24 protein-coding genes and 1 pseudogene are annotated in these 25,773 nt (G+C 60.2%); 11 read left to right on the forward strand and 14 right to left on the reverse strand.

All coding sequences use genetic code 11. The features are described from left to right. The first annotated feature begins 112 nt into the window (after nucleotides 1–112). From CLU80_RS10825 to CLU80_RS10840, 4 genes are all read left to right on the forward strand, one after another. Nucleotides 113–2,539 (forward strand): TonB-dependent siderophore receptor, encoded by a 2,427-nt coding sequence (locus tag CLU80_RS10825; protein WP_099757358.1) that lies wholly within the window; start codon nucleotides 113–115, stop codon nucleotides 2,537–2,539. Between the two features lie 74 nt (nucleotides 2,540–2,613). Continuing rightward, entirely contained in the window at nucleotides 2,614–3,744 is a 1,131-nt protein-coding gene (locus tag CLU80_RS10830) for a PepSY-associated TM helix domain-containing protein (protein ID WP_095050334.1), read from the forward strand. Next, nucleotides 3,741–3,920, forward strand: coding sequence for a hypothetical protein (locus CLU80_RS10835; protein ID WP_093429926.1), 180 nt, complete (start codon nucleotides 3,741–3,743; stop codon nucleotides 3,918–3,920). Before CLU80_RS10830 ends, CLU80_RS10835 begins: the two co-directional genes overlap by 4 nt. 182 nt (nucleotides 3,921–4,102) lie before the next feature. Next, complete coding sequence (locus CLU80_RS10840; RefSeq protein WP_099757359.1) at nucleotides 4,103–4,732, forward strand: glutathione S-transferase; 630 nt, start codon at nucleotides 4,103–4,105, stop codon at nucleotides 4,730–4,732. Between the two features lie 208 nt (nucleotides 4,733–4,940). Here CLU80_RS10840 and creD read toward each other — a convergent pair whose 3' ends face one another. The 4 genes from creD to rloA2 all read right to left on the reverse strand — a co-directional run bounded on the left by creD (nucleotide 4,941) and on the right by rloA2 (nucleotide 9,172). Next, entirely contained in the window at nucleotides 4,941–6,311 is a 1,371-nt protein-coding gene (gene creD, locus CLU80_RS10850) for a cell envelope integrity protein CreD (RefSeq protein ID WP_099757360.1), read from the reverse strand. Between the two features lie 185 nt (nucleotides 6,312–6,496). Continuing rightward, entirely contained in the window at nucleotides 6,497–7,915 is a 1,419-nt protein-coding gene (gene creC, locus CLU80_RS10855; protein WP_099757361.1) for a two-component system sensor histidine kinase CreC, read from the reverse strand. Next, a complete protein-coding gene (gene creB / locus CLU80_RS10860; RefSeq protein ID WP_099757362.1) occupies nucleotides 7,915–8,595 on the reverse strand; it encodes a two-component system response regulator CreB in 681 nt (226 codons plus the stop codon). Before creB ends, creC begins: the two co-directional genes overlap by 1 nt. 73 nt (nucleotides 8,596–8,668) lie before the next feature. Beyond that, nucleotides 8,669–9,172, reverse strand: coding sequence for a retropepsin-like aspartic peptidase RloA2 (gene rloA2, locus CLU80_RS10865; protein ID WP_007909997.1), 504 nt, complete (start codon nucleotides 9,170–9,172; stop codon nucleotides 8,669–8,671). A 257-nt stretch (nucleotides 9,173–9,429) separates the two neighbouring features. On the opposite strand from rloA2, the gene yihG reads away from it, so the two are divergent. Continuing rightward, a complete protein-coding gene (yihG, locus tag CLU80_RS10870; protein WP_099757363.1) occupies nucleotides 9,430–10,317 on the forward strand; it encodes a 1-acylglycerol-3-phosphate O-acyltransferase, YihG family in 888 nt (295 codons plus the stop codon). 1 nt (nucleotide 10,318) lies between these two features. On the opposite strand, the gene CLU80_RS10875 is transcribed toward yihG, so the two are convergent. Further along, on the reverse strand, nucleotides 10,319–10,876 hold the full coding sequence (locus CLU80_RS10875) for a DUF2780 domain-containing protein (RefSeq protein WP_099757364.1): 558 nt from the start codon (nucleotides 10,874–10,876) through the stop codon (nucleotides 10,319–10,321). A 150-nt stretch (nucleotides 10,877–11,026) separates the two neighbouring features. Here CLU80_RS10875 and CLU80_RS10880 point away from each other — a divergent pair, with 150 nt between their 5' ends. Together CLU80_RS10880 and CLU80_RS10885 are read left to right on the forward strand one after the other, a co-directional pair. After that, a complete protein-coding gene (locus CLU80_RS10880; protein WP_093429918.1) occupies nucleotides 11,027–11,662 on the forward strand; it encodes an RNA polymerase sigma factor in 636 nt (211 codons plus the stop codon). After that, nucleotides 11,659–12,333, forward strand: coding sequence for an anti-sigma factor (locus tag CLU80_RS10885; RefSeq protein ID WP_099757365.1), 675 nt, complete (start codon nucleotides 11,659–11,661; stop codon nucleotides 12,331–12,333). The genes CLU80_RS10880 and CLU80_RS10885 overlap by 4 nt, the downstream gene beginning before the upstream one ends. Before the next feature lie 242 nt (nucleotides 12,334–12,575). On the opposite strand, the pseudogene CLU80_RS30645 reads toward CLU80_RS10885, so the two are convergent. Next, a pseudogene (locus CLU80_RS30645) lies at nucleotides 12,576–12,648 on the reverse strand (hypothetical protein); the annotation flags it as partial. A 241-nt stretch (nucleotides 12,649–12,889) separates the two neighbouring features. On the opposite strand from CLU80_RS30645, the gene CLU80_RS10890 reads away from it, so the two are divergent. Then, nucleotides 12,890–13,075, forward strand: coding sequence for a hypothetical protein (locus tag CLU80_RS10890; protein WP_099757366.1), 186 nt, complete (start codon nucleotides 12,890–12,892; stop codon nucleotides 13,073–13,075). A 69-nt stretch (nucleotides 13,076–13,144) separates the two neighbouring features. Then, nucleotides 13,145–13,375: a cold-shock protein gene (locus CLU80_RS10895; RefSeq protein ID WP_099757367.1), complete on the forward strand. Its 231-nt coding sequence runs from the start codon at nucleotides 13,145–13,147 to the stop codon at nucleotides 13,373–13,375. Nucleotides 13,376–13,432: 57 nt separating this feature from the next. On the opposite strand, the gene fdhA is transcribed toward CLU80_RS10895, so the two are convergent. The 8 genes from fdhA to CLU80_RS10940 form a co-directional block, all read right to left on the reverse strand. Further along, on the reverse strand, nucleotides 13,433–14,632 hold the full coding sequence (gene fdhA, locus CLU80_RS10900) for a formaldehyde dehydrogenase, glutathione-independent (RefSeq protein ID WP_093429915.1): 1,200 nt from the start codon (nucleotides 14,630–14,632) through the stop codon (nucleotides 13,433–13,435). Nucleotides 14,633–14,805: 173 nt separating this feature from the next. Beyond that, entirely contained in the window at nucleotides 14,806–15,663 is an 858-nt protein-coding gene (gene purU / locus CLU80_RS10905) for a formyltetrahydrofolate deformylase (protein ID WP_064589552.1), read from the reverse strand. Nucleotides 15,664–15,877: 214 nt separating this feature from the next. Further along, the gene (locus tag CLU80_RS10910; RefSeq protein ID WP_008086919.1) at nucleotides 15,878–16,510 is read right to left on the reverse strand and encodes a sarcosine oxidase subunit gamma; all 633 of its coding nucleotides are present in this window, start codon (nucleotides 16,508–16,510) and stop codon (nucleotides 15,878–15,880) included. A gap of 181 nt (nucleotides 16,511–16,691) precedes the next feature. Then, nucleotides 16,692–19,709 carry a sarcosine oxidase subunit alpha gene (locus CLU80_RS10915; protein ID WP_099757368.1) on the reverse strand — a complete coding sequence of 1,006 codons (3,018 nt, stop codon included), beginning with the start codon at nucleotides 19,707–19,709 and terminating at the stop codon, nucleotides 16,692–16,694. Then, complete coding sequence (locus CLU80_RS10920) at nucleotides 19,706–20,035, reverse strand: sarcosine oxidase subunit delta (protein WP_007913119.1); 330 nt, start codon at nucleotides 20,033–20,035, stop codon at nucleotides 19,706–19,708. Before CLU80_RS10920 ends, CLU80_RS10915 begins: the two co-directional genes overlap by 4 nt. Nucleotides 20,036–20,049: 14 nt before the next feature. Then, on the reverse strand, nucleotides 20,050–21,300 hold the full coding sequence (locus CLU80_RS10925) for a sarcosine oxidase subunit beta (protein WP_034155011.1): 1,251 nt from the start codon (nucleotides 21,298–21,300) through the stop codon (nucleotides 20,050–20,052). A gap of 20 nt (nucleotides 21,301–21,320) precedes the next feature. Next, nucleotides 21,321–22,574 carry a serine hydroxymethyltransferase gene (locus CLU80_RS10930; protein ID WP_008086924.1) on the reverse strand — a complete coding sequence of 418 codons (1,254 nt, stop codon included), beginning with the start codon at nucleotides 22,572–22,574 and terminating at the stop codon, nucleotides 21,321–21,323. Between the two features lie 284 nt (nucleotides 22,575–22,858). Then, nucleotides 22,859–23,569 carry a TraX family protein gene (locus CLU80_RS10940; RefSeq protein ID WP_099757369.1) on the reverse strand — a complete coding sequence of 237 codons (711 nt, stop codon included), beginning with the start codon at nucleotides 23,567–23,569 and terminating at the stop codon, nucleotides 22,859–22,861. A gap of 126 nt (nucleotides 23,570–23,695) precedes the next feature. Here CLU80_RS10940 and CLU80_RS10945 point away from each other — a divergent pair, with 126 nt between their 5' ends. Together CLU80_RS10945 and CLU80_RS10950 are read left to right on the forward strand one after the other, a co-directional pair. Then, nucleotides 23,696–24,736, forward strand: coding sequence for a threonine aldolase family protein (locus CLU80_RS10945; RefSeq protein WP_093429910.1), 1,041 nt, complete (start codon nucleotides 23,696–23,698; stop codon nucleotides 24,734–24,736). A gap of 203 nt (nucleotides 24,737–24,939) precedes the next feature. After that, nucleotides 24,940–25,764, forward strand: a complete 825-nt coding sequence (locus tag CLU80_RS10950) for an SDR family oxidoreductase (RefSeq protein ID WP_099757370.1) — start codon at nucleotides 24,940–24,942, stop codon at nucleotides 25,762–25,764. The last annotated feature ends 9 nt before the right edge of the window (nucleotides 25,765–25,773 follow it).

Here is a 25,773-nt window from a genome sequence, read left to right on the forward strand (position 1 = left end):
GAAATGTGGCTGTTTCCAGTTAATCGAAATTATTTTCATCCTGCCCTATCACTTTCTGCTTTTCATCCGGCACACAGGCAATTGAGAAATATTTCCATTCAGGAGCCGCCGTATGTCCCGTTCGCTAGACACCTTATTGCGCCCCGGTCTGCTGGCCGTCGCCATCGCGCTCAGCGCGCCGCTGATCAGCAGTCCGTTGCTCGCCGCTGAACAAGCGTCCAGCGTGCGCGCCTACAACCTGCCGGCGGCGCCACTGTCGACCACCCTGAACCAGATCGCCAGCCAGGGCGGCATTGCGCTGTCGCTGAATCCGTCGCTGGCGGCGGGCAAGACCTCGGCGCCGGTCAACGGCCAGTACGACGCGGCCGGTGCCTTGCGCGCGGCCCTGCGTGGCACCGGTCTGCAACTGGAACAAAGCAGCACCGGCACCTACACCCTTGTGGCGGTACCTGAAGGAACGTTGGCCCTGCCGGAAACATCGGTTATCGGTGTGGAAAACTTCGAAAGCGCCTGGGGGCCGGTCGACGGCTACACCGCCACCCGCACCGCCGCCGGCAGCAAGACCGACACCGCGCTGGTCGAAGCGCCGCGTTCGATCTCCGTCGCGACTCGCCAGCAAATGGACGACCGCAGCGTGCACAGCCTCGATGACGCCGTGCGCTACATGCCGGGTATCACCGCCAGCAGCTACGGCAGCGACACCCGTGCCGACTGGTTGCGTGTGCGCGGTTTCGAACCGACCCAGTTCCTCGACGGCCTGCCGCTGCCAAAAGGCGTGTACGCCAACCCGAAACAGGAAACCTGGAACCTCGACCGCCTCGCCCTGCTGCGTGGCCCGGCGTCGTCGGTGTACGGTCAGACCCCACCGGGCGGTTTGCTGGACATGGTCAGCCGTCGCCCAAGCGCCGAAGCCAGCAACGAAATCCAGCTGCAGTACGGCAGCGACAATCACCGTCAGATCAACTTCGCCAGCACCGGCAAGATCGATGACGCCGGCCAGTTCCTCTACGGTCTCAGCGGTGTGGTGCGCGACAGCGGCACGCAAGTCGATCACGTCGACAACAAGCGCTACAACATCGCGCCGAGCCTGACCTGGAACATCGACGACGACACCAAGCTCACCCTGCTGAGCCAGTTCACCCGCGACGATACCGGCATCACCAGTCAGTTCCTGCCGATTCAGGGCACCAAGATCAAGTCACCGTTCGGTGATATTTCCCACCACAAGAATCTGGGTGATCCGGACTGGGAATATTACGATCGCACCTACTACGCGCTGGGCTACGCCTTCGAACATCGTCTGAACGATGTCTGGCAGTTCAAGCAGAACCTGCGCTACACCAAGTCGGACCTGTCGTTCCAGTCGCTGACGCCGGGTTCCTACCCTTTCACCGAAGTGGATGATCAAGGCAACGTCGGGCGCACCAGCACCAGCGTCGAAGAAGACATCAGCCAGTTCGCCGTGGACAACAACTTCCAGGCCGACTTCGCCACTGGCGATATCCGCCACACTCTGTTGTTGGGTCTGGACCATCAGCGCAGCAACACCAACTACACCTCGATCTTCGGTGACGGCCTGACCACCAACGTGATCACGCCGATCTATGGTCAGCCGATCGTGCGTCCAGCGCGCTCCACCGCGTTTTACGATTACGACCAGAAGACCTACCAGACCGGCCTGTACATCCAGGATCAGATGGCCCTCGACCAGTGGCGCCTGACCCTCGGTGGCCGTGAAGACTGGGTGCACACCAGCACCCAGTTCATCAACAAGGGCGATGCCACCAACACCCAGCGTGACAAGGCCTTCAGCGGCAACGCCGCGCTCAGCTACGTCTTCGACAACGGTTTCGTGCCGTACCTGTCGTACGCCGAATCCTTCCAGCCGACCACGGGCGCCGACGCCACCTCGACCGGTTCGCTCAAACCGACCGAAGGCAAGCAGTGGGAACTGGGCATCAAGTACCAGCCACCGGGCAGCAAAACCCTGCTGACCGCTGCCGTATACGACCTCACTCAGAAGAACGTTTCGGTCAACACCTTCGTCAACAACGTGTCGATCACCAGCCAGACCGGCGAAGTGAAAGTCAAAGGCCTGGAGCTGGAAGCGGTTTCCGACGTCACCGACAACCTGAAAGTCATCGCTGCCTACACCCTGGCCAAATCGGAAGTACAAAATGGCGTCGACAAGGGCAATCGCCTGCAACTGATGCCGAACCAGCAAGCGTCGCTGTGGACTGACTACACCTGGCACGCCGGCGTGCTCGACGGCTTCGGCATTGGCGGTGGCGTGCGTTACACCGGCAACACCTACGGCGACAAGGCCAACACCTGGCTGGGCAAGGCTGACGCCTACACCGTGTTCGACGCTTCGGTGCATTACGACCTCGGCCGTCTGGACAACAGCCTCAAAGGCGCGTCGCTGGCCGTCAACGCGACCAACCTGTTCGACAAGGAATACATTTCCACCTGCGACAGCTTCTACTGCTACTACGGCGACACACGCAGTGTCGTCGCCAGCGCCACTTACAAGTGGTAAGCGTCTGAGCTGAAACAGGCCCTGTGACCAGGCCGTCCTTCGTGGACGGCTTTGGTGTTTTTGAAGGTCATGAAATGAAAAGTAAAACAATTCGTCGCTGGTCGTTCATCCACACCTGGACCAGCCTGGTCTGCACCGTGTTTTTGCTGATGCTGGCACTGACCGGTTTGCCGCTGATCTTTCATCACGAGATCGAGCACCTGCTCGGCGACGCACCCGAAGTGCGCGAGCTGCCAGCCGATACGCCTCGATTGAATCTGGCGCAACTGGTCGAGGCCGCCGAAAAGCATCGCCCCGATGACGTCGTGCAGTATTTCGGCTTCGATGACGATGAGCCGAATGCCGTACTGACGATCATGGCGAAAACCGCCGGCACCGAGCCGAACTCCTCGCACACCTTCATGCTCGACGCACGTACCGGGGAAGCGCTGGAAACGCCTTCGGCCAATGGCGGCTTGATGCTGTTCATCCTGCGACTGCATGTCGACATGTTCGCCGGGCTGCCGGGCAAGTTGCTGCTGGCGTTCATGGGGCTGCTGTTTGTCGTGGCCATCGTATCCGGGACGGTGCTGTACCTGCCGTTCATGCGCCGTTTGAAGTTCGGCACGGTGCGTCAGGACAAGTCGACACGGCTGCGCTGGCTCGACCTGCATAACCTGATCGGTGTTGTCACCCTGACCTGGGCGCTGGTTGTCGGCGTGACCGGTGTGATCAGCGCCTGCGCCGACCTGCTGATCGCTGCCTGGCGCAATGACGCACTGACTGCGCTGATCGAACCGTACCGCGGTGCGCCACCGCTGACCCACCTGGCGCCGGCCACGCGTTTGCTCGATATCGCTGCTGAAGTTGCGCCGGAGATGAAACCGGATTTCATTGCCTTCCCCGGCACACGCTTTTCCAGCGAACACCATTACTCGGTGTTCATGAAGGGTGGCACGCACCTGACCTCGCATCTGCTGACGCCGGTGCTGATCGATGCGACCACGCTGCAGGTCACCGCCGTGGCCGAACGGCCGTGGTACATGGACGCCATGGGCATGTCGCAGCCGCTGCACTTTGGTGACTATGGCGGCATGCCGATGAAAATCCTCTGGGCCACTCTGGATGTGCTGACGATCATTGTGCTCGGCAGTGGCGTGTATTTGTGGGTGGTTCGGCGCAGAGCGGCCAGGCCTGTGCTGGAAACGGCGGAGGCCTCCGCATGAAGCCGCGTCAGTCGAGTTTCTGGAAGGTGTTCAGCACGCCGATCGTGATTGCGTTGCTCAGTGCGGCGGGGTTGTTTGCGGCGCTGCTTGGGGATGGGATTTGGGATGCGTTGAGCTGGGTTGGGCTGGGTGTGCCGGCATTTCTGGCGATCAGGGGATTGTTGCTGCGCGGGTGAAATCTGTGTTGCCTGGGATGGCCCCTTCGCGAGCAAGCTCGCTCCCACATTTGAAATGCGTTCCCCTGTGGGAGCGAGCTTGCTCGCGAAGGCGGCAGTAATTACACCATCAATTCCTCGCCAGCCTCGCCGCATCTGGCTAGGCTAACCTCCTGCTCTTCGACGATCACCGAGGTTTACCAATGTCCGCCCCCAGCATGACCCTGTACCACAACACGCTCTCCCCGTTCGTGCGCAAAGTGATGGTGTTGCTGCACGAAACCGGCCAGCAGGATCGCGTCGCGCTGCAAGACTGCGTGCTCAGCCCGGTCAGCCCGAGCGCTGAGCTCAATGTCGACAACCCGCTGGGCAAGATCCCCGCCCTGCGCCTGGCCGATGGCAACGTCATCCATGACAGCCGTGTGATCCTCGAATACCTCGATCAACAACACGTCGGCAATCCGCTGATCCCGCGCGAAGGCGCGGCCCGCTGGCGGCGTCTGACCCTGGCCTCGATGGCCGACGGGATCATGGATGCGTCGGTGATGGTGCGTTATGAAATGGTCCTGCGCGCGCCGGAAAAGCATTGGGACGAATGGCTCGAGGCTCAGCGCGACAAGATCCGCCGCGCCCTCGCAGTGTTGGAGCGCGACGCGATTGCCGAGCTGACCAGCCACTTTGATGTGGCGGCGATCAGCGTCGCCTGTGCGCTGGGTTACCTCGACCTGCGCTTCCCGGACCTGGGCTGGCGTGATGCCAACCCGCAATTGGCCAACTGGTTCTTTGAAGTGAGTCAGCGACCTTCCATGATCGCCACGATGCCCAAGCCTTAAATCGGCGGCGCTTGTTCCGGCCTCTTCGCGAGCAAGCTCGCTCCCACAGTTGTATTGTGTTGTTCATGCCATGGATGCAACGACATAAATCCAATGTGGGAGCGAGCTTGCTCGCGAATGAACCACCTCGGTTCCGATGGTAGCGCTGCAAAAATCAGCGTCACCAAAACCTCCGCCTCTCGCTGATCTTCACGTAATCCCACCCGGCTCATTGCATCGCCCCCACATCAAACTCCAACGGCTTGCCCGGCTTCTGCCCAATCCCGTACCAATCCAGTTTGCGCGTTAGCACCATGAACACACCGAGCAGACCGAACAGCAACAACGAGCCCATCAACAACGCGTAATCCTCGGCACTCAGCAAGCCATAAAGCAGGCCATACAACGCCGCCAGCCCCGCCGAAAAGCTCAAACCGTGACGCACACTGCGTAGCACATGGCAGACATAAAACCCGATCAACACCACACAAGCACTGGCCGACAACAGATACGCCAGGGCGAAGCCGATGTGTTCCGACAACGACAGCAACAACAGATAAAAGAACGCCAGCGCCACACCGACCAACGCGTATTGCACCGGGTGCACGGCCAGACTCTTGAGCACTTCGAACAGGAAGAAACCAGCGAACGTCAGGACAATGAACAGCAGCGCATATTTGATCGCCCGGTCACTCTTCAGATATTGATCCACCGGATCGATAAAGCTCACACCGAAGCTGCGACCGTTGAACGCCTCGCAATCATTGCTGCTCACGCAACGGCTCATGGCGTCTTGCAGGTTGGTGGAGAAAAACGTGGTCTGCCAATCGGCGCTGAAACCTTGATCATTGATTTCACGTTTGCCCGGCAGGAAGTTGCCGACAAAGCTTGGATGCGGCCAGTTGGCGGTGAGGCTGACGCTGCTGCTCTTGCCCACCGGCAGCACCTGCAATGAACCGGTGCCTTGCAGACGCAGGTCGAAGCCGAAGCTCAGTTCCGTGGTTTTACTGGTGTCGAGCAACGGCAGCGTGACCCGCACACCTTCACCGAGCCAACCGACTTGCGTACCTGGAACGAAATTGAGGCGCTGTCCATCGAGCTCGAGTTTCAGCGCATTTTCGATACCGCGAATATCGCTGATACCGACCGCGAGAAACGGTGCATCGAACTGGTAGTCGCTGAAGTCTTCCTTGATGCCCAATTGCGCCGGCAATGAGAAATGGCCGTTGATACGGTTATCGGCGTGGAACAACCGCGCTTCATAAATGCCTCGTGCACGCAGTTCGGTTTGCACCTGGCCGTCGAGTTCGAAACGCTCCGGCAGGAAGTACAAACGACCGCGTTCTTCGCTCGGTTCGTCGTAACGCTGGTTGGTTTTATCGTTGGTTTTCCAGTTGTGAATCACTTTGCGATACGGCACCACCATCACCGGGCCGCTCAGTTGCTGGCTGTAGCTGGAGCTGCGGGCAATGTCTTCGAGCACACCGTCACGCAGCTGTTGGCGCTCGTCGATGACGCCGTCGATCATCAGCAGCGGGATCAATAACAGCAGGATCAGCAGAGCGATGGCGCCGAGCTTTATCGTCAGATTCTTGTTCATGGGACTCTCCCTGTTTGGATGGGGAGAGTCTGCTGAGTGGGTGTGGGGGTTTTGTGGGGGGAATGTGGAGATTGTGTGGAGACTTCACCGGCCCCTTCGCGAGCAGGCTCGCTCCCACATTGGTTCTGTGTCGTTCACAAATCCCCTGTGGGAGCGAGCCTGCTCGCGAAGGCAACGACTCGGTATCAAGGCAAGCGCAATGTCACTTCAACCCCGTTTTCGACATTGCGAATCTGCATCGCCCCACCATGCAACTTGATCACTTCTTCAACGAAGTTAAGCCCCAACCCCGTGCTTTTGCGCCCACTGTCCGGGCGCGGCAATGAGTAAAAACGCTCGGTCAACCGCGGCAAAGCGTAATCGGGAATCGGCGCCGTCTCATTGAACAATCGACATTCGATTTGCTCGCCAACCCGCTCGGCACTGAACCGCAGCAGCCCCTCAACCGGGGTGAAATCCAGTGCGTTTTCCAGCAGATTGCCCAACGCCTGACGCAACAGAAACGGCTCGCCAATCAACAGCAGATCCGCGGCAATCGTCTGTTGGATGCGCAACTGCTTACCTTCAATCCGCGCCGCCTGCCCTTGCAGCAACTCATCGACCAACACGGCCAACGGCACGGCGACCCGCTCTTCAAGGCCCTGACGTTGTTCCACCTGCGCCAGATTGAGCAACCGTTCGATCAACTGCTGCATCCGCGCACTTTCGCTGTCGATGTTGCCGACAAACCGCAAACGCTGAACCGGCGCCATGTCGCCTTGCAGCAACTCCGCCGCACCGCGAATCGCCGCCAGCGGACTTTTCAGTTCATGGGTCAGCGTGTGCACATAACGCTCGACGTAGGCCTTGCCTTCCAGTTGCGTGCGCATCTGTTCCACGGCGGTAGCCAGTTGTTCCAGTTCACCGCCACGGTAATGCGGCACTTCCACCCGCCGGCCTTCGCTCACCGCCTGGGCATAACCGGTCAGACGGTGCAGCGCACGGCTCAGCCACCACGACAACAAAGCACCAAACAGCAGACCGAGGCCGATCAACCCGGCGCCGTAAAACAGCAAGCGCCGCTCGGTGCGATCAACATAGGGCTGCAATGAGCTGTTGGGCTTGGCCACGGTGACTACGCCGATGATCTTGCCGTTATCGCGAATTGGCGCGCCGACGTGCATCACCGACGAGCTGGCGTCATCCGGATCACTGCGGCTCGAACGCGCACCGTACTCGCCACGCAGGGTCAGGTAGACATCGTTCCAGCGCGAGTAATCCTGACCGACCGCGACACCACTGGAATCGAGCACGACGATGCCTTTCGCGTCGGTGACGTAGATACGGTGGTTGACCTGGTTTTTCGGCAAGCCCCAGATCGTTGCTTGCGGCTGGCGCTCGCCATAGGCGCGCAGCAACTCGGGCCAGCGGTTCTCGCTAAGGGTGCCGGCCTTGAAATCATCACGGAGGATTTCCGCCATCAGGTTGGCGGTATCGACCAGGGTTTCTTCGGTGGACTGGCGCACGCCGGGGCGGATTTCTTCCATCACCGTGTTGAGCACAAAGTACCCGGTGAGGCCGACAAACAGCACATACACCAGAAAGATCCGCAGCCCCAGCGACATCAGCTGTGCCCCGGGCTGTAGCTGTAACCGAGGCCGCGATGGGTCTGGATCGGCTCGGCGTCGGCCCGCACCAGACGCAGTTTGGCGCGCACGCTTTTGATATGACTGTCGATGCTGCGCTCGTAGCCGGCGTCGGCAGCGACGCCCAGCGCATCAAGCAATTGCTCACGACTGAACACCCGCTCGGGTTGTTCGAGCAGGCATTGCAGCAGGCGGAATTCGTGGCGGGTCAGGCTTAACGTCTGGCCGCGATAAATGATCTGAATCCGTTCCAGATCGATACGAAACAGTGTCGACGAGGCTTCAATGACTGCACGCGGCGCCATGCGTTTAAGGATGGCCTTCACTCGCGCCGCGACTTCACGCGGGCTGAACGGCTTGACCACGTAGTCGTCGGCGCCGATCTCCAGCCCGACCACGCGATCAATCTCGGCATCGCGGGCGCTGAGGAACAGCACCGGCACGTCGCTGAAGCGCCGCAACTGCTTGCAGGTCTCGAAACCGCTGATGTCCGGCAGGCCGATGTCGAGGATGATCAGATCGGCAGGCGTCTGCCGCTGATGCTCCAGCGCCGCCGCGCCGAGGCTCAGCCACGTGGTGGTGAAGCCCTCGCCCTGCAAGGCAAAAATCAGCGTGTCGGCAATCGCCGCTTCGTCTTCGACAATCAGGATATGAGGCATGGCGTCCGAGCCCGTGGGTTAGGTGCGCGAACGGTGCCCCAAGCCTGACGTTACGTCAATGAGACCACTTGGTTCAGCAGTCCGGCTTGTCGGCGGTGAAGCGCCGCGCCGGGTTCACCGCCGCGCCGAACTCGCGCAAGGCCTTGGCACCGATCAGCAGCGGATAATTGAAGTTGCTGCGATCGGTCAGGTTGACCTCGACGGTACGCTTGACGTTGCCCAGGCACAGCTCCAGATCGACCACCGGACGTTTGGCGACTTCGGTGCTTTCGCCCTCATCCTCTTCATCCGAGCGGCTCTTGATCTTGCTGATCCGCGCGACCTTGTGTTCGTAGACCTTGTTGCTGGCGTCCTTGGTGCCGAGGCGGAAACGCACCCATTCATCGCCATCGCGGGTAAAGGTTTCGATGTCCTTGGCCGACAGCGAGGCGGTCAGTGCGCCGGTGTCCATCTTGGCCTTGAGCACTTCACCGCCGATTTCCGGCAGCGCGATGTATTCATAGCGCCCGTACAGGGTCGGCTCGGCGGCCATGACCGGCAGGGCGACGAGGGCAAACAGTGCAAGGAGGGATTTCACGTAAGGGGCTTCCTTGAGAGGTTGGGCAACGGGATTTTAGACCGTTGCGCGCTTGATCGTTCCCACGCTCTGCGTGGGCATGCATCCAGTGACGCTCTGCGTCACAGGGACGCGGAGCGTCCCGGGCGGCGTTACCACGCAGAGCGTGGGAACGATCAGGTTAACGCGACTAAAGTGAAACATTCGTCACCACCGATTTGGCCTGCCGCGCGAAGCTGCTTATCATGGCGCGCCCATCCGTTTGCAAAGAGTTGCTTATGCGCCGCCTGCTCACCGGCTGTTTCGTCACCCTGCTGCTGTTGCTCAACACCCTGATCCTGATCGGGCCGTTGCTGGTATTTGCTCTGCTCAAACTGATCGCACCAGGCCGCTGGCGCGATTACGCCTCGTGGGCGGTGATGTGGATCGCTGAGACCTGGGCCGAGATCGACAAGCTGATTTTCCGCCTGTGCATCCCCACTCAGTGGGACATTCGCGGTGGCGAAGACTTGCGCAGTGACACTTCGTATCTGGTGGTCAGTAACCACCAGTCGTGGGTCGACATTCCGGCGCTGATCCAGACCCTCAACCGCCGCACGCCGTTCTTCAAATTCTTCCTCAAGAAAGAACTGATCTGGGTGCCGTTTCTCGGACTGGCGTGGTGGGCGCTGGATTACCCCTTCATGAAACGCTACACCAAGGCATTTCTGGCAAAACATCCGGAGCTGGCCGGCAAGGATCTGGAAATCACCAAACAGGCCTGCGAGCTGTTCAAGCGTCAGCCAGTGACCGTGGTGAATTATCTGGAAGGCACCCGCTACACCGCCGCGAAAAGCGCACAGCAGCAATCACCGTTCAAGCACTTGCTCAAGCCCAAGGCTGGCGGCGTGGCATTTGTGTTGGCGGCGATGGGTGAACAACTGGATGCGATTCTCGACGTCACCGTGGTTTATCCACAGGCGAACATCCCGGGTTTCTGGGATTTGATCAGCGGCAACGTGCCGCGCGTGATCATCGATATCAAGACCCGCGAACTCGACCCGGCGCTGTGGCAGGGTGATTACGAGAATAATCCGGCGTTTCGTCAAACGGTCCAGAGCTGGGTCAACCAGCTCTGGAACGAGAAGGATCAGCGCATCGCCGAACTGCGCGGCGAACGCGGCTGAATCAGCTACCGGTGCCGGCGCCCCAGATGCTGCCGAGGCTTTGCAGCAGCGGGCCGCCGACGCCCTGATCACCCAAGTACTTGAGCAGCACCGGGGCAAACTGGCCGACCATGCCACTGTCCATGCCCAGCGCGCCGAAGGCATTGTTCAGGTCATTGGTGTCCTTGACGTTGCCCAGCGCGTTTTCGAGCCCGGCTGACTTGCCCGACGAGCCCAACAAGCCGCTCAGCGCCGCCAGGTTACCGCCACCGCCCGACAGCTTGTCGATGCCCGGTACTTCTTTGGCCAACTGTGAATAATCAGTGCTGCTCAACTGGTTCTTGGCCAGGCCAAGCATGGCGCTGGTGCCGCCGACGGCTTGTTGAGGGGTAACCCCCAGACCGGTGACGGCTTGCAGCAGACCGGCGGTTTCCGAGGTCGGCGCCGCGGCGGTGGCAGCATTGCCGCCCTGCATGCTCGAAGCCGCCTTGGTCACGTCGTCCAGACTGAAACCGGCGAACACCGGGCTGGCCGCAAGGGTCATCAGTGAAGCCAAGGCAATACCGCGTGAAATCTTCATTCAGACATCCTCTTGCGCTGTGAAAACCACCCGTTGCACGGGCTGTGAAACTGCCGGTTTGACCGGGTATCCGCCGGCATGTTCCGGCGCGGCGCATCCATTTTCGTCCGGCCTGCGTATATAAAACGTGAAATCCCGGACACCTTCGCGATGAATGGCACAACCGCTATCACTGAACTAGCCTGTGAACAGTCCGAGCCCAGCCCTCGTCGCTCTACCTTTGCCTGGAGAGTCGTCATTTCCATCGCCGACACCGATCAGTTGCGCCAGCTGTTGGCCCAGTGTGCACTGGGCGATCGTCGCGCCTTCGAAACGCTGTACCGCAGCGTCGGCCCGCGTCTGCATGGTGTCGCCCTGCGGTTTATGCGCCGCACCGATCTGGCCGAGGAAGTGCTGCAGGAAAGCTTCGTGCGCATCTGGAACAACGCCTCGCGCTACGAAGCGCATCTGTCGGCGCCGCTGACCTGGATGATCAACATCACCCGTAATCAGGCCATCGATCAGTTGCGCAAACATCGCGAAAGGCCACTGACTGATCTGGAACAGGACACACTGCCGGACGAAAGCCCCTCGGCTCACGAGCAACTGAACAGCGCCCGCGAGGCCAACGCGCTGAACCGATGCCTCGAAACCCTCGAAAGCATGCAGCGCCAGTCAATCACCGTGGCCTACTTTCAAGGACTGTCGTGCACGGAACTCGCCGAACATCTCGCCACGCCACTGGGGACAGTCAAATCGTGGATTCGCCGTGGCATGGAACGCCTGCGCCGGTGCCTTGAATCATGAACTACCAGACCCCTGCCCTGCGCCGCGCCCTCGCTGCCGATTACGCCATCGGCCTGATGTCTGCACCTGCGCGGCGGCGCTTTGAACAGTTGCTACTGGATGACGCGGCATTAAGGGCTGAACTGGCGCAATGGCAGGAAAGCCTCGCCACTCTCACCGAAGCGCTGCCGGAACATCCGGTGCCCGACCGAGTGTGGCACGGCATCACCTCGCGCATCGAACCACAGGTTCTGCATGTGCCTGAAAAACGGCCATTCTGGAACTGGCTGCGACTCACCGCTGCGATCTGCTCCATTGCCGTGCTGGTGTTCCTCGGCTCGCTGTACAACCGCGACGACGCCCGCTACCGCGCCACCCTGCTGACCGCCGATGCGCAACCGGCGCTGAAGGTCGAAGCGCATGCGGATTATCTGCAAGTTGAGCCGCTGACGCTGGCGGCGGTTGATGCGGATCGTAGTCTGGAACTGTGGGCGATTCCGGCGGATGGCAAACCGATTTCCCTCGGGGTCATTCCGGCGGGAGGCAAAGGCAAGGTTGAGCTGAGCGAGGTGCAGAAAGCGTTGATCGGTAAACCGATTGCGCTGGCAGTGAGTCTGGAGCCGAAAGGTGGTTCGCCGACCGGGCAGCCGACAGGGCCGGTGCTGTATCAAGGGACGTTGGCGGCCTTGTAAAGCCCCTCACCCTAGCCCTCTCCCAGAGGGAGAGGGGACTGACCGTGGTGTTCTCTCGAGTTTCATCGACCTGAATTACCGAGCCGAACTCGGGCCCGATAACAACGCAAATCTGCTCCCTTTCCCCCTCTCCCTTAGGGAGAGGGCTGGGCGGGCGGCGTTCCGATGAGGGTAGCTTTTTACCTTGGATTTCAACAAAAAACGACGAACCTGAGGCCGCCGTTTTGTATTGCGCTCAAGCATTACGCCGCACTAAACAACTTATGCGGATCAAATCACAAACTTCTTCGGCACACCCGTATCGAACTCGCCATACCTTCCAACGCCTGATCGAGGCTGACCTCCCCGCAAGACTTCAAATCCGCGAAACAACCCGAGGGCTGAGATCTTTTTAGGTCGTTAATTGCTTGTCGTGAAAATCAATATTTCAAAAAGAACTAGACACCTGTCAGATCTGACAGGTGTCTAGCGATCCGGGCTGGAATAGGCTGCTGGTGTGTCAATTGTTCGAAGAAAGCGAGGTGCAATTAACGGTCATTCAACGGGAGATACGGTGATGGAGAAGCAACTCAGTCCGCGCGATCAACTGCTCGAATCAGATGTCCCGCCGATCATCTTTTGCATCAGCCCGGACGATCCGATCATCAAATACATCAAAGCGGGGCAGAAGGTTACTTATGACCTTAAGCGCGGTGATAACGGAAAAAACTACGCGGTAAACATTCAAATCGAAGACGACTGACAGGCTGGAAAATCAATACGGCAACATGTGTGAAATGAAGTTCTTCATAAATAGACAGGAAGCAAGGACATGACACAAGAATCAGGCGGAAAACCAAGAAAAAACGGATCGGTTAAATGGTTTAACGACGATAAAGGCTTTGGTTTTATTACACCGGACGGTGGCGGTGATGACCTCTTCGTTCATTTCAAGGCGATCGAATCCGATGGATTCAAATCCTTAAAAGAAGGACAAAAAGTTTCCTTTGTTGAAGGAAAGGGGCAAAAAGGACTGCAAGCCGAGCAAGTCCGCCCTGAATGAACCATAAACAAAAAAAACGGCGACTCTGAGGTCGCCGTTTTGTATTGCGCTTAAGCCTTACGCCGCACTAAACAACTTATGCGGATCAATCACAAACTTCTTCGGCACGCCCGCATCGAACTCGCCATACCCTTCCGGCGCCTGATCGAGGCTGATCACCTGCACGCCTACCACTTCAGCAATGTTGATGCGATCCCACATGATCGCCTGCATCAGTTGGCGGTTGTACTTCATCACTGGGGTCTGGCCGGTGTGGAAGCTGTGCGACTTGGCCCAGCCCAGGCCGAAGCGAATGCTCAGGCTGCCCATTTTCGCAGCGGCATCGACAGCACCCGGATCTTCGGTCACGTACAGACCCGGGATACCGATCTTGCCGGCCACGCGCACCACACCCATCAGCGAGTTGAGCACGGTGGCCGGCGCTTCGGCTTTGACCCCGTCGTGGCCATGGCCGCGAGCTTCGAAACCAACGCAGTCCACTGCACAATCCACTTCCGGTTCGCCCAGCAGTGCGGCGATCTGTTCGTGCAGCGGCGTGTCCTTGGACAGGTCGACGATTTCAAAACCCTGCGCCTTGGCGTGGGCCAGGCGGATGGTGTTGACGTCGCCGACGATCACCACCGCCGCACCGAGCAGACGCGCGGAAGCGGCTGCGGCCAGACCGACCGGGCCGGCGCCGGCAATGTAAACGGTGCTGCCTGGGCCAACGCCGGCAGTGACGGCGCCGTGGTAACCGGTAGGGAGGATGTCGGAGAGGCAGGTCAGGTCGCGGATTTTCTCCATGGCCTTGTCGCGGTCCGGCAATTTCAGCAGGTTGAAGTCGGCGTATGGCACCAGCACGTATTCGGCCTGGCCACCGGTCCAGTCGCCCATGTCGACATAACCGTAAGCACCGCCAGCACGGGCGGGGTTGACGGTCAGGCAGACGCCTGTGTGTTGCTCTTTGCAGGAACGGCAGCGCCCGCAAGCGACGTTGAACGGTACGGAGACCAGGTCACCGATTTTCAGGTTTTCGACGTCGGAGCCTTTTTCGATCACCTCGCCGGTGATCTCGTGCCCCAGCACCAGACCGGTTTGCGCCGTGGTACGGCCGCGCACCATGTGTTGGTCGGAGCCGCAGATGTTGGTGGAAACCACTTTGAGAATGACCCCGTGCTCGATCTTGCGACCGCGCGGGTCCTGCATTTTCGGATAGTCGATTTTCTGTACTTCGACCTTGCCAGCGCCGAGATACACCACACCACGATTGCCAGACATGCTTTCACCTCGCTGTTGTTTTTATGGAACCGCGTTGCCCAGGCAGGCAGCGCGTTAAGTGCTCGGGTACAGATGCTGTTTATGTGTTGCCTGTTATGGCCTCTTCGCGAGCAAGCTCGCTCTCACAGGGGTATGCGTTCCAATGTGGGAGCGAGCTTGCTCGCGAAAGCGATCTAAAGAACGACCGTGCGATTGGCGTTGAGGAAAACCCTTCTTTCGATGTGATATCCAACAGCACGGGCCAGTGTCAGGCCTTCAATATCCCGCCCCTTGGCAATCAGATCCTCAGGGTAATGACTGTGATCCACCGCCTCGACGCCTTGAGCAATGATCGGCCCTTCATCGAGGTCGTTATTGATGTAATGCGCCGTCGCGCCCACCAGTTTCACGCCCTTGTTGTACGCCTGGTGATACGGCTTGGCGCCCTTGAAACCCGGCAGCAGCGAGTGGTGAATGTTGATCGCCTTGCCATCGAGCTTGCGGCACAGCTCCGGCGACAGCACCTGCATGTAGCGGGCGAGGATCACCAGTTCAGCGCCGGACTCTTCGATCACCTGCCACACCTGACGTTCCTGCGACGGTTTGTCGTTGGGGTCGAGGGGGAAATGGTAGTAGGGAATCTGGTGCCAGTCGGCCAATGGCTTGAGATCCGGATGGTTGGACACCACCGCCGCCACATCCATCGACAACTGGCCGATGCGCTGGCGGTAGAGCAAGTCGTTGAGGCAGTGATCGGCCTTGGAGACCATGATCACCACTTTCGGCCGGTAGTTCGGCGCGGTCAATTCGAAGACCATGCCGAAGGCCTGACCACGTTCGGCTAAACCGGCGCGGAAGGATTGCTCGTCGAAACCGTCAGGCTGACGGAATTCCACGCGAATGAAGAAACGCCCGGAGAGGCGGTCATCGAACGAGTGGTGCTCGGTGACGTAGCAGCCCTGCTCGAACAGAAAACGCGTGACCGCGTCCACCGTGCCGAGGACGCTGGGGCAGTCGGCGGTCAGAATCCATGTGTCTGGGGCGCGGCTCATGGTGCGGTGACTCCTGTTCTTTGTGCGGGGTGTCAGGTTTTTCCCTCACCCTAGCCCTCTCCCAGAGGGAGAGGGCTAGGGTGAGGTGTTGTTTCGAGCCACGCCGACCTGAAATATCGCGGCGAACTCAGGCTCGAAAACTCTACAAATCTGCTCCCTTCCCCCTCTCCCCCCTGGGGGAGAGGGCTGGGGTGAGGGGGTGGCTTTTGATCTTTCAGGCCTGAACGCTCAACCCGTACTCAGCCGAAGCATCCTGCAACCACAACCACCAGTAATCCGAAAAACTGCGACGAATCAGCAATTCCCAGGTGTCTTCGGCCGTGTGGCGAATCATCAACTGCGACTTGGCAAACACCGTGCCGACCGCTTTACCCACCGGGAAATTGTTCGGGTGCACGTCGTAGCTGGTGGACTTCATCAGCACCTGACGCACGTTCGGCCCGCTCAGTTCGAGCACTTGCTGGCCGCCGCTGACATTGACGATCGCGATGTGCAGATCGCCCAGGGCTTCACGCAGTTTCTGTTCGGCGGCGAATTCCTCACCGCTTGGCACGATCAGCAGCCACTCGTCCGGGCCCATCCATTGCAGGCTGGTTTCACCTTTGACGATCACGCTCAGAGCGCCGGGCAGTTCGATACCCAGGGCCTTGTGCACACCGGCGGCGAACGCGGCATCGTGGCCATCGCCACGAATGGTCAGGTGACCGAGGAGTTTCTTTTCCCGCACGATCACGCCGGCGTTCTTGCGGCCCTTGCCGACCAGGCTGGCGAGGTCGGCATGGTGCAGCGACGACTCGGCCTTGGCGCCGGTGGTCGGGCGTTGTTGGTAAACATTGGCTGTGGTCATAAAGCACCTTTATCAATTCTGTTGGTTCCGGCCCTTGTGGTGGCTGTGACTCCGCCTTCGCGAGCAAGCTCGCTCCCACACGGGACTGATGCCTGACACAAATCCCATTAACAACCCAGAACCTGTGGGAGCGAGCTTGCTCGCGAAGGCGATATCCGCCCCCCCACAGAGCTCGAAGCTGTCAGATGTTCTGGCGATCACCCTTCGGATCGAAGAACACCGAAGAAACAATCTCCGCCTCAATCACGCTGCCATCGGCCAGCGGTGCAAACACCCGCTCACCCATGCGCTTCAGACCGCCCTTGACCACACCCATGGCAAACGAATAACCGAGGGAGTTGTGCGCGTAACTGGAGGTCACGTGACCGACCATGGTCATCGGGATCGCCTGCTTGGTGTTGAACACCAGTTGCGCACCTTCCGGCAGCCACACGTTCGGATCGATCGGCTTCAGACCGACCAACTGCTTACGCTGATCCTTCACACAGTCTTCACGGTTCATCCCACGCTGGCCGATCCACGAGAACGGTTTGGTGCGACCGACACACCAGCCCATATTCAAATCGTCCGGGGTCATCGAGCCGTCCGTGTCCTGACCGACAATGATGAAGCCCTTCTCGGCACGCAGGACGTGCATGGTTTCAGTGCCGTACGGAGTCAGGTTGTACTGCTTGCCGGCCTCGACGATTTTCTCCAGCACGCCCATCGCATAGTCGGCCTGGACGTTGACTTCGTACGACAGCTCACCGGTGAACGAGATGCGGAACACCCGCGCCGGCACGCCGCCGACCAGACCTTCTTTCCAGGTCATGAACGGGAAGGCTTCGTTGCTCAGATCAATGTCGGTCACGGCGCTGAGCAGCTTGCTGCTGTTCGGCCCGGACAGGGTCATGGTCGCCCAGTGGTCGGTGACGGAGGTGAAGTAAACCTTCATGTCCGGCCATTCGGTCTGGTGGTACAGCTCCAGCCACTGCAGCACGCGCGCCGCGCCGCCGGTGGTGGTGGTCATGACGAAATGGTTGTCGGCGAGGCACGCCGTCACACCGTCGTCGAAGACCATGCCGTCTTCTTTGCACATCAAACCGTAGCGAGCCTTGCCCACGTCGAGTTTGGTCCAGGCGTTGGTGTACACGCGGTTGAGGAACTCGCGGGCATCCGGGCCTTGAATGTCGATCTTGCCGAGGGTCGAGGCGTCGAGCAGACCGACGCTGTCGCGCACGGCTTTGCATTCGCGCTTCACGGCGGCATGCAGGTCTTCACCGTTTTTCGGGAAGTACCATGGACGCTTCCACTGCCCGACGTCTTCAAACTCGGCACCGTTCTTCACATGCCAGGCATGCAGCGCGGTGTGACGAACCGGTTCGAAGATGTGCCCGCAATGACGACCGGCCACGGCGCCGAAAGTCACCGGCGTGTAGTTCGGACGGAACATGGTGGTGCCCATCTGCGGGATGGTCACGTTCAGCGAGCGGGCCGCGATGGCCAGACCGTTGACGTTGCCGAGCTTGCCCTGATCAGTGCCGAAGCCCAGTGCGGTGTAGCGTTTAACGTGCTCGACCGACTCGAAACCTTCGCGGGTTGCCAGTTCGATGGCGGCGGCGGTCACGTCGTTTTGCAGGTCGACGAATTGCTTCGGCGCCCGTGCGGTGTTCTTTTCATGCGGCACCTGGAACAGCGCCAGCGTCGGCTCTTCGAGACGACTCAGGGCTTTTGGCAGCACGCCTTCGACGGTCTGGAAACCGGCTTCAGCGGCAGCGCGCACGCCACCTTCAAAACCGTCAGCCAGCGAATCGCCGAGACCGTACACGCCGTTGATGCCACCAACGCACACGCGCTTCTGCGGTGCTTCGCCCGGTACGAAACCGAGGATGTCTTCACGCCAGGTCGGCTTGCCACCGAGGTGCGAGGCCAAGTGAACGACCGGGCTGTAACCGCCGGAACTGGCGATCACATCGCAGTCGAGCCATTCGCCCGGGCTGGTCACGGCGTGCGCTTTGACATCGATCGCGGCAATACGAGCAGCGGTGACGCGCTTGCTGCCACGGGCTTCGATCACGGCGCTGCCGGTGAGGATGCGGATGCCTTTGGCGCGCGCTTCTTCTACCAGCGCACCACGCGGATTGCTGCGCGCATCGGCGATGGCCACCACTTGCAGACTGGCGTCGAGCCAATCCAGAGCAACGCGGTAGGCGTGATCGTTGTTGGTGCTGAGGACAAGCTTCTTGCCCGGTGCCACACCGTAGCGACGCACGTAAGTCGACACCGCACCGGCAAGCATGTTGCCCGGCACGTCGTTGTTGCCGTAAACCAGCGGACGTTCGCAAGCACCGGTCGCCAGCACGACACGCTTGGCGCGGACACGGTGAATACGCTGACGCACCTGACCGATTGGCGCACGGTCACCGAGGTGATCGGTGAGGCGTTCGTGAATGGTCAGAAAGTTGTGGTCGTGGTAACCGTTGACCGTGGCGCGCGGCAACAGCAGCACGTCCGGGGTGTTCTTCAGTTCAGTGATGACGCTGGCGACCCAGTCCATCGCCGGTTTGCCGTCGAGGCTTTCGCGCGAGTCGAGCAGGCTGCCGCCGAACTCTTCCTGCTCATCGGCAAGAATCACTCGGGCACCGCTGCGCGCAGCGGCCAAGGCAGCGGCGAGACCGGCCGGGCCAGCGCCGACGATCAGCACGTCGCAGTGCTGGTTCATGTAGTCGTAGGTGTCCGGATCGTTCTCGGTCGGCGAACGGCCCAGACCGGCAGCCTTACGAATGTACTTCTCGTAGGTCATCCAGAACGATTGCGGGTACATAAAGGTTTTGTAGTAGAAACCCGGCGGCATCAGCTTGCCGCCGACCTTGCCGAGAATACCCATCATGTCGTTGTTGACGCTCGGCCAGCCGTTGGTGCTGGTCGCAACCAGACCTTGATACAGCGCCTGTTGCGTGGCGCGCACGTTGGGAATCTGCGTGGCTTCGGTAGCACCGATCTGCAGCACCGCGTTCGGCTCTTCGGCACCGGCGGCGAAGATCCCGCGAGGACGCGAATACTTGAAGCTGCGGCCAATGATGTCGACGCCGTTGGCGATCAGTGCGGCGGCCAGCGAGTCACCCTCGAAGCCTTTGTAGCTCTGACCGTTGAAGGTGAAGCTCAGCACTTTGTTGCGGTCGATCCGTCCACCGTTGGACAGGCGATTGGTCTGGCTCATACCTTCTCTCCCAGCGCCGTCGTGGCTGTTTTCGCCGAATCAGCCTTGTCGGTGAATTGCGGCTTGGTGCCGATCTTGTAGGTTTCGAGAATCTCGTAGGTCACGGTGTCGCGGGTGACGTTGAAGTACTGGCGGCAACCGGCAACGTGATCCCACAGTTCGTGGTGCAGACCGCGCGGGTTATCGCGGAAGAACATGTAGTCGCCCCACTCCTCGTCGGTGCAGGCGCCAGGGTCGAGCGGGCGCGGAATGTGCGCCTGACCGGATGCGTGGAATTCCTCTTCGGAGCGCAGTTCGCCGCAGTGAGGACAGAAGATATGCAACATGGGGATTTCTCCTGTTAGTGGGCGACGGCAGCAGCGCCGTGTTCGTCGATGAGTGCGCCGTTGTGGAAACGGTCGATGGAAAACGGGGCGGCCAACGGGTGCATTTCACCCTTGGCCAGACTCGCGGCAAACACGTTGCCCGAGCCAGGTGTGGCCTTGAAGCCGCCGGTGCCCCAACCGCAGTTGAAGAACATGTTCGGGACCGGGGTTTTCGAAATGATCGGGCAAGCGTCCGGCGTGGTGTCGACGATGCCGCCCCACTGCCGGTTCATGCGTACCCGCGACAGCACCGGGAACATCTCGACGATGGCCTGGATGGTGTGCTCGATCACCGGATACGAACCGCGCTGGCCGTAGCCGTTGTAGCCGTCGATACCGGCGCCGATCACCAGATCGCCCTTGTCAGACTGGCTGATGTAACCGTGCACCGCGTTGGACATGATCACGCTGTCGATAATCGGCTTGATCGGCTCGGACACCAGCGCTTGCAGCGGGTGGGATTCGATCGGCAGACGGAAACCGGCGAGTTTGGCCATGTGCCCGGAGTTACCGGCCGTGACCACACCGACGCGCTTGGCGCCAATGAAGCCCTTGTTGGTTTCCACACCGATGCACACGCCGTTTTCCTTGCGGAAGCCGATCACTTCGGTCTGCTGGATCAAGTCGACACCGAGGGCGTCAGCGGCACGGGCAAAGCCCCAGGCCACGGCATCGTGACGGGCAACGCCGCCGCGACGCTGAACGGTCGCGCCCAACACTGGGTAGCGAGTGTTTTTCGAGCAGTCGAGGTACGGAATCTCGTCAGCGACCTGCTTGGCGTTGAGCAGTTCGCCATCGACGCCGTTGAGGCGGTTGGCGCTGACCCGACGCTCGGAATCACGGATGTCCTGCAGGGTGTGGCACAGGTTGTAGACGCCACGCTGGGAGAACATCACGTTGTAGTTGAGATCCTGTGACAGGCCTTCCCACAATTTCATCGCGTGTTCGTAGAGGTGCGCCGACTCGTCCCACAGGTAGTTGGAGCGAACGATGGTGGTGTTGCGCGCGGTGTTACCGCCGCCCAGCCAGCCTTTTTCGACCACGGCGACGTTGGTGATGCCGTGCTCTTTGGCCAGATAGTAGGCAGTCGCCAGACCGTGCCCGCCGCCGCCGACGATGACCACGTCGTAGACCTTCTTCGGCGTTGGCGTGCGCCACATGCGCTGCCAGTTTTCGTGGTGGCTGAGGGAGTGTTTGAAGAGGCCGAAGCCCGAATAGCGTTGCATAGTCATTTACTCCAGAACGCTCAGCGGTAAACCGGGAAGTCAGCGCACAGGGCCGACACTTGCTGGGCAACATTGGCCTCGACATCGGCATCGCCGAGGTTATCGAGGATGTCGCAGATCCAGCCGGCCAACACTTCGCACTGGGTCACCTTGAAGCCGCGAGTTGTGACGGCCGGGGTGCCGATGCGCAGGCCCGAGGTCACGAACGGCGATTGCGGGTCGTTCGGCACGGCGTTCTTGTTGACGGTGATGTGCGCGCGGCCGAGGGCGGCGTCGGCGTCTTTGCCGGTCAGGCCCTGACGGATCAGGCTGACCAGGAACAAGTGGTTGTCGGTGCCGCCGGACACTACATCGTAGCCACGCTTGATAAACACGCTGGCCATCGCCTGAGCGTTGTCGATCACCTGTTGCTGATACGCCTTGAAGCCTGGCTCCAGCGCTTCCTTGAAGCACACGGCTTTACCGGCGATGACGTGCATCAGCGGGCCGCCCTGGGCGCCAGGGAACACGGCAGCGTTGAGCTTCTTCTCGATCTCTTCGTTGGACTTGGCCAGGATCAAGCCGCCACGTGGACCGCGCAGGGTTTTGTGCGTGGTGGTGGTGACCACGTCGGCGTACGGCAGCGGGTTCGGGTATAGACCGGCGGCGACCAGACCGGCAACGTGGGCCATGTCGACAAACAGCAGCGCACCGACCTTGTCAGCGATCTGACGGAAGCGCGGGAAGTCCAGCGTCTTCGAGTAAGCGGAGAAACCGGCGACGATCATTTTCGGCTTGGACTCAACGGCCAGACGCTCGACTTCGTCGTAATCGATCAGCCCGGTGTCGGTGTTGATACCGTACTGCACGGCGTTGTAGAGCTTGCCCGAAGACGACACCTTGGCGCCGTGGGTCAGGTGCCCGCCGTGGGCCAGGCTCATGCCGAGGATGGTGTCGCCCGGCTGGATCAGCGCCAGGTACACGGCGCTGTTGGCCGAAGAACCGGAGTGCGGCTGGACGTTGGCGTAATCGGCGCCGAACAGTTGCTTGGCGCGTTCGATGGCCAGCGCTTCGACTTTATCCACATGCTCGCAGCCACCGTAGTAGCGCTTGCCCGGATAACCTTCGGCGTATTTGTTGGTCAGGCCGCTGCCTTGCGCTTCCATCACGCGTTTGCTGGTGTAGTTCTCCGACGCGATCAGCTCGATGTGATCTTCCTGACGTTGCTCCTCGGCATTCATCGCCGCCAGCAGTGCATCGTCGTAACCCTGGATCTGGTCTTGCTTGCTGAACATCGCGTCTCTCCCAGCGGCATCTGTGCGCCATTCGTCTCGGTAAGGCACTGGCATTGAAGGCAGTGCCCTTTGATGCCGATGGTATGACCGGCGCAGACAGCTCAAATGCCTGCGCGCGCCACGCAAAGGTGCGTTTACGACATGGCTGGAAATGCCCTGACAGACACAGTCCTCAATATGACGAAGAACCCTGTGGGAGCGAGCTTGCTCGCGAAGAGGCCGTGTCAGTCAACATCAATGCTGGCTGACACACCGCTTTCGCGAGCAAGCTCGCTCCCACAGGGTTATGTAAAGAGTTGGCGGATGGCGAGCAGCAGGAGGAAATGCGCGGGATACAGGGCGTACGCCCAGCGCCGCATCGGCGGTGGCTGGAGATGTCGCACATGTCGCAACAGGAACAGCCCGAGCACTGGCGCAAACAGACAAATGGCAATCCCGAGGATGGCGACGCTACTGCCGAACCTCGCCGAGTCGTACAGGACTTGCCATTGGTTGGCCGCCAGACACACCAACCCCGGCAGCAGGCTGAAATACCACGGCCGGCGAAACACCAGCAGCAACGCCAGCGGCAACAGAATCCCGAACAAACCAAACATCAGTCGTTCCGGAAACATGGCGGCCAACACCAGCGCAGCAACACCCAGCAATCGCGACATGCTCGAGGGATCCTGCCACCCCCGCGCCACCAGCAAGCCCAACGCCAGCGTCGGCATCACGTTCAACGTATCGGGCTCAGGAATGTACAGCCGATAGGGAATCTCACTGACTGCACTGAACAGCATCAACCAGCCCAGATAGCGCCATTCCATCCTCCGCGACCCGTCGCGCGCCAGATTCGCCGCCATCGCCAGGCAAAACCACGGAAACGCCAGCCGCCCAGGCACATACAGCCAATCGGCGGAGAACCCGGCATATCGCAGGTGATCGAGCAACATGCACAGCAGCGCCAGCCACTTGAGCAGATCCAGTGCGCCGTCGCGTTTGCTCAGGTGCATAATCGTCCTACAAACTGGTAATTTCCTGAACGTGACATCCCGTGTGCTCCCCGGAAGATCTTCGGTAAAGTGCGCACCCTCATTGACCACGAGCCTTCACAAGAGTCTCGACCACGGAAGCCGGCCATGACCGACAAGAGCCAACAATTCGCCAGCGACAACTATTCCGGAATCTGCCCTGAAGCCTGGGCTGCGATGGAACAGGCCAACCACGGCCACCAGCGCGCGTATGGCGACGATGAATGGACCGCACGCGCGGCCGACCATTTCCGCCAATTGTTTGAAACCGACTGCGAAGTGTTCTTCGCCTTCAACGGCACCGCCGCCAACTCGCTGGCCCTGTCGTCGCTGTGCCAGAGTTACCACAGCGTGATCTGCTCGGAAACCGCCCACGTCGAAACCGACGAATGCGGCGCCCCGGAATTCTTCTCCAACGGCTCGAAACTGCTGATCGCTGGCACCGAAAACGGCAAGATCACCCCGCAATCGATCCGCGAAGTCGCGCTCAAGCGCCAGGACATTCACTACCCGAAACCGCGCGTCGTGACTCTGACCCAAGCCACCGAAGTCGGCAGCGTCTACACCCCGGAAGAAGTCCGCGCCATCAGCGCCACCTGCAAAGAGCTGGGTCTGCACCTGCACATGGACGGCGCGCGGTTCTCCAACGCCTGCGCGTTCCTCGGCTGCTCGCCGGCGGATCTGACCTGGAAGGCCGGTGTCGATGTGCTGTGCTTCGGCGGCACCAAGAACGGCATGGCCGTGGGTGAAGCGATCCTGTTCTTCAACCACAAACTCGCCGAAGATTTCGATTACCGCTGCAAACAAGCCGGGCAACTGGCGTCGAAAATGCGTTTCCTCTCGGCACCCTGGGTCGGCATTCTCGAAAACGGCGCCTGGCTGAAATACGCCCGCCACGCCAACCACTGCGCGCAATTGCTGGCCGAGCTGGTCAGCGACATTCCAGGCGTGGAACTGATGTTCCCGGTGCAGGCCAACGGCGTGTTCCTGCAACTGTCGGAACCGGCGATTGCCGCGCTGACCGCAAAAAACTGGCGCTTCTACACCTTCATCGGCAAGGGCGGCGCGCGCTTCATGTGCTCCTGGGACACCGAAGAAGAACGCGTCCGCGAACTGGCTCGCGACATCCGCGAAGTCATGTCCGCCTGATAGACCCCCTCCCCTGTGGGAGCGAGCCTGCTCGCGAAGAGGCCGTGTCAAACAACACAGATGTTGAATGACACACCGCTTTCGCGAGCAGGCTCGCTCCCACAAAAACTCGCCCACTCAGCCCTCCTCGTTCGCACCTGAAGACTTGGTCTACATTGTCTGTCGAGCCCTCCGCTCACATAACAATAAGCAGGAGCATCGGCATGTCGTTACAAGGCAAAACCCTGTTCATCACCGGCGCCAGCCGTGGCATTGGCCGTGAGATTGCGCTACGGGCCGCGAGGGACGGGGCCAATATCGTGATTGCGGCGAAGAGCGCCGAACCCCACGCCAAACTGCCCGGCACCATCCACAGCGTCGCCGCCGAAGTCGAAGCGGCGGGTGGCAAGGCTTTAGCCCTGCAAGTCGATGTGCGTGATGAAGACGCCGTACGCCAGGCACTGGCTCAGGCCAACGATCATTTCGGCGGCATCGATGCACTGGTGAACAACGCCGGGGCGATCAAACTCACCGGTGTGCAACACATCGAGCTCAAACGCTTCGACCTGATGCATCAGATCAACACCCGCGCGGTGTTGCTGTGCAGCCAGGCCGCCCTGCCCTATTTGAAGAAATCCGCCGGACACATTCTCAACCTGTCGCCGCCGCTGAATCTGGCGAGCAAATGGTTTGCCCAGTTCAGCCCTTACACCGTGACCAAATACGGCATGAGCATGCTGACGATCGGGATGAGCGAGGAATTTGCCAGTTACGGGATCAGTGTCAATTCGTTGTGGCCGCAGACGATGATTGCGACGGCGGCGATTGAATTTCAGTTGGGTAATCGGGAGTCGTTCAAGCAGGCGCGAACGCCAGCGATCATGGCGGATGCGGCGCATGTGATTCTGGATAGCAGCGGGCGGCAGATTACCGGGCGGTTGTTGATTGATGAGGAGATTTTGCGGGAGAGCGGCGTTGGCGAATTTGAGCATTACCGGTTTGAACCGGGGAGTAATGCGGCGTTGATGACGGATTTGTTTATCGACTGAAAAGCCCCT

This window comes from Pseudomonas sp. 29 (genome assembly GCF_002754355.1).
Lineage (GTDB): Bacteria > Pseudomonadota > Gammaproteobacteria > Pseudomonadales > Pseudomonadaceae > Aquipseudomonas > Aquipseudomonas neuropathica.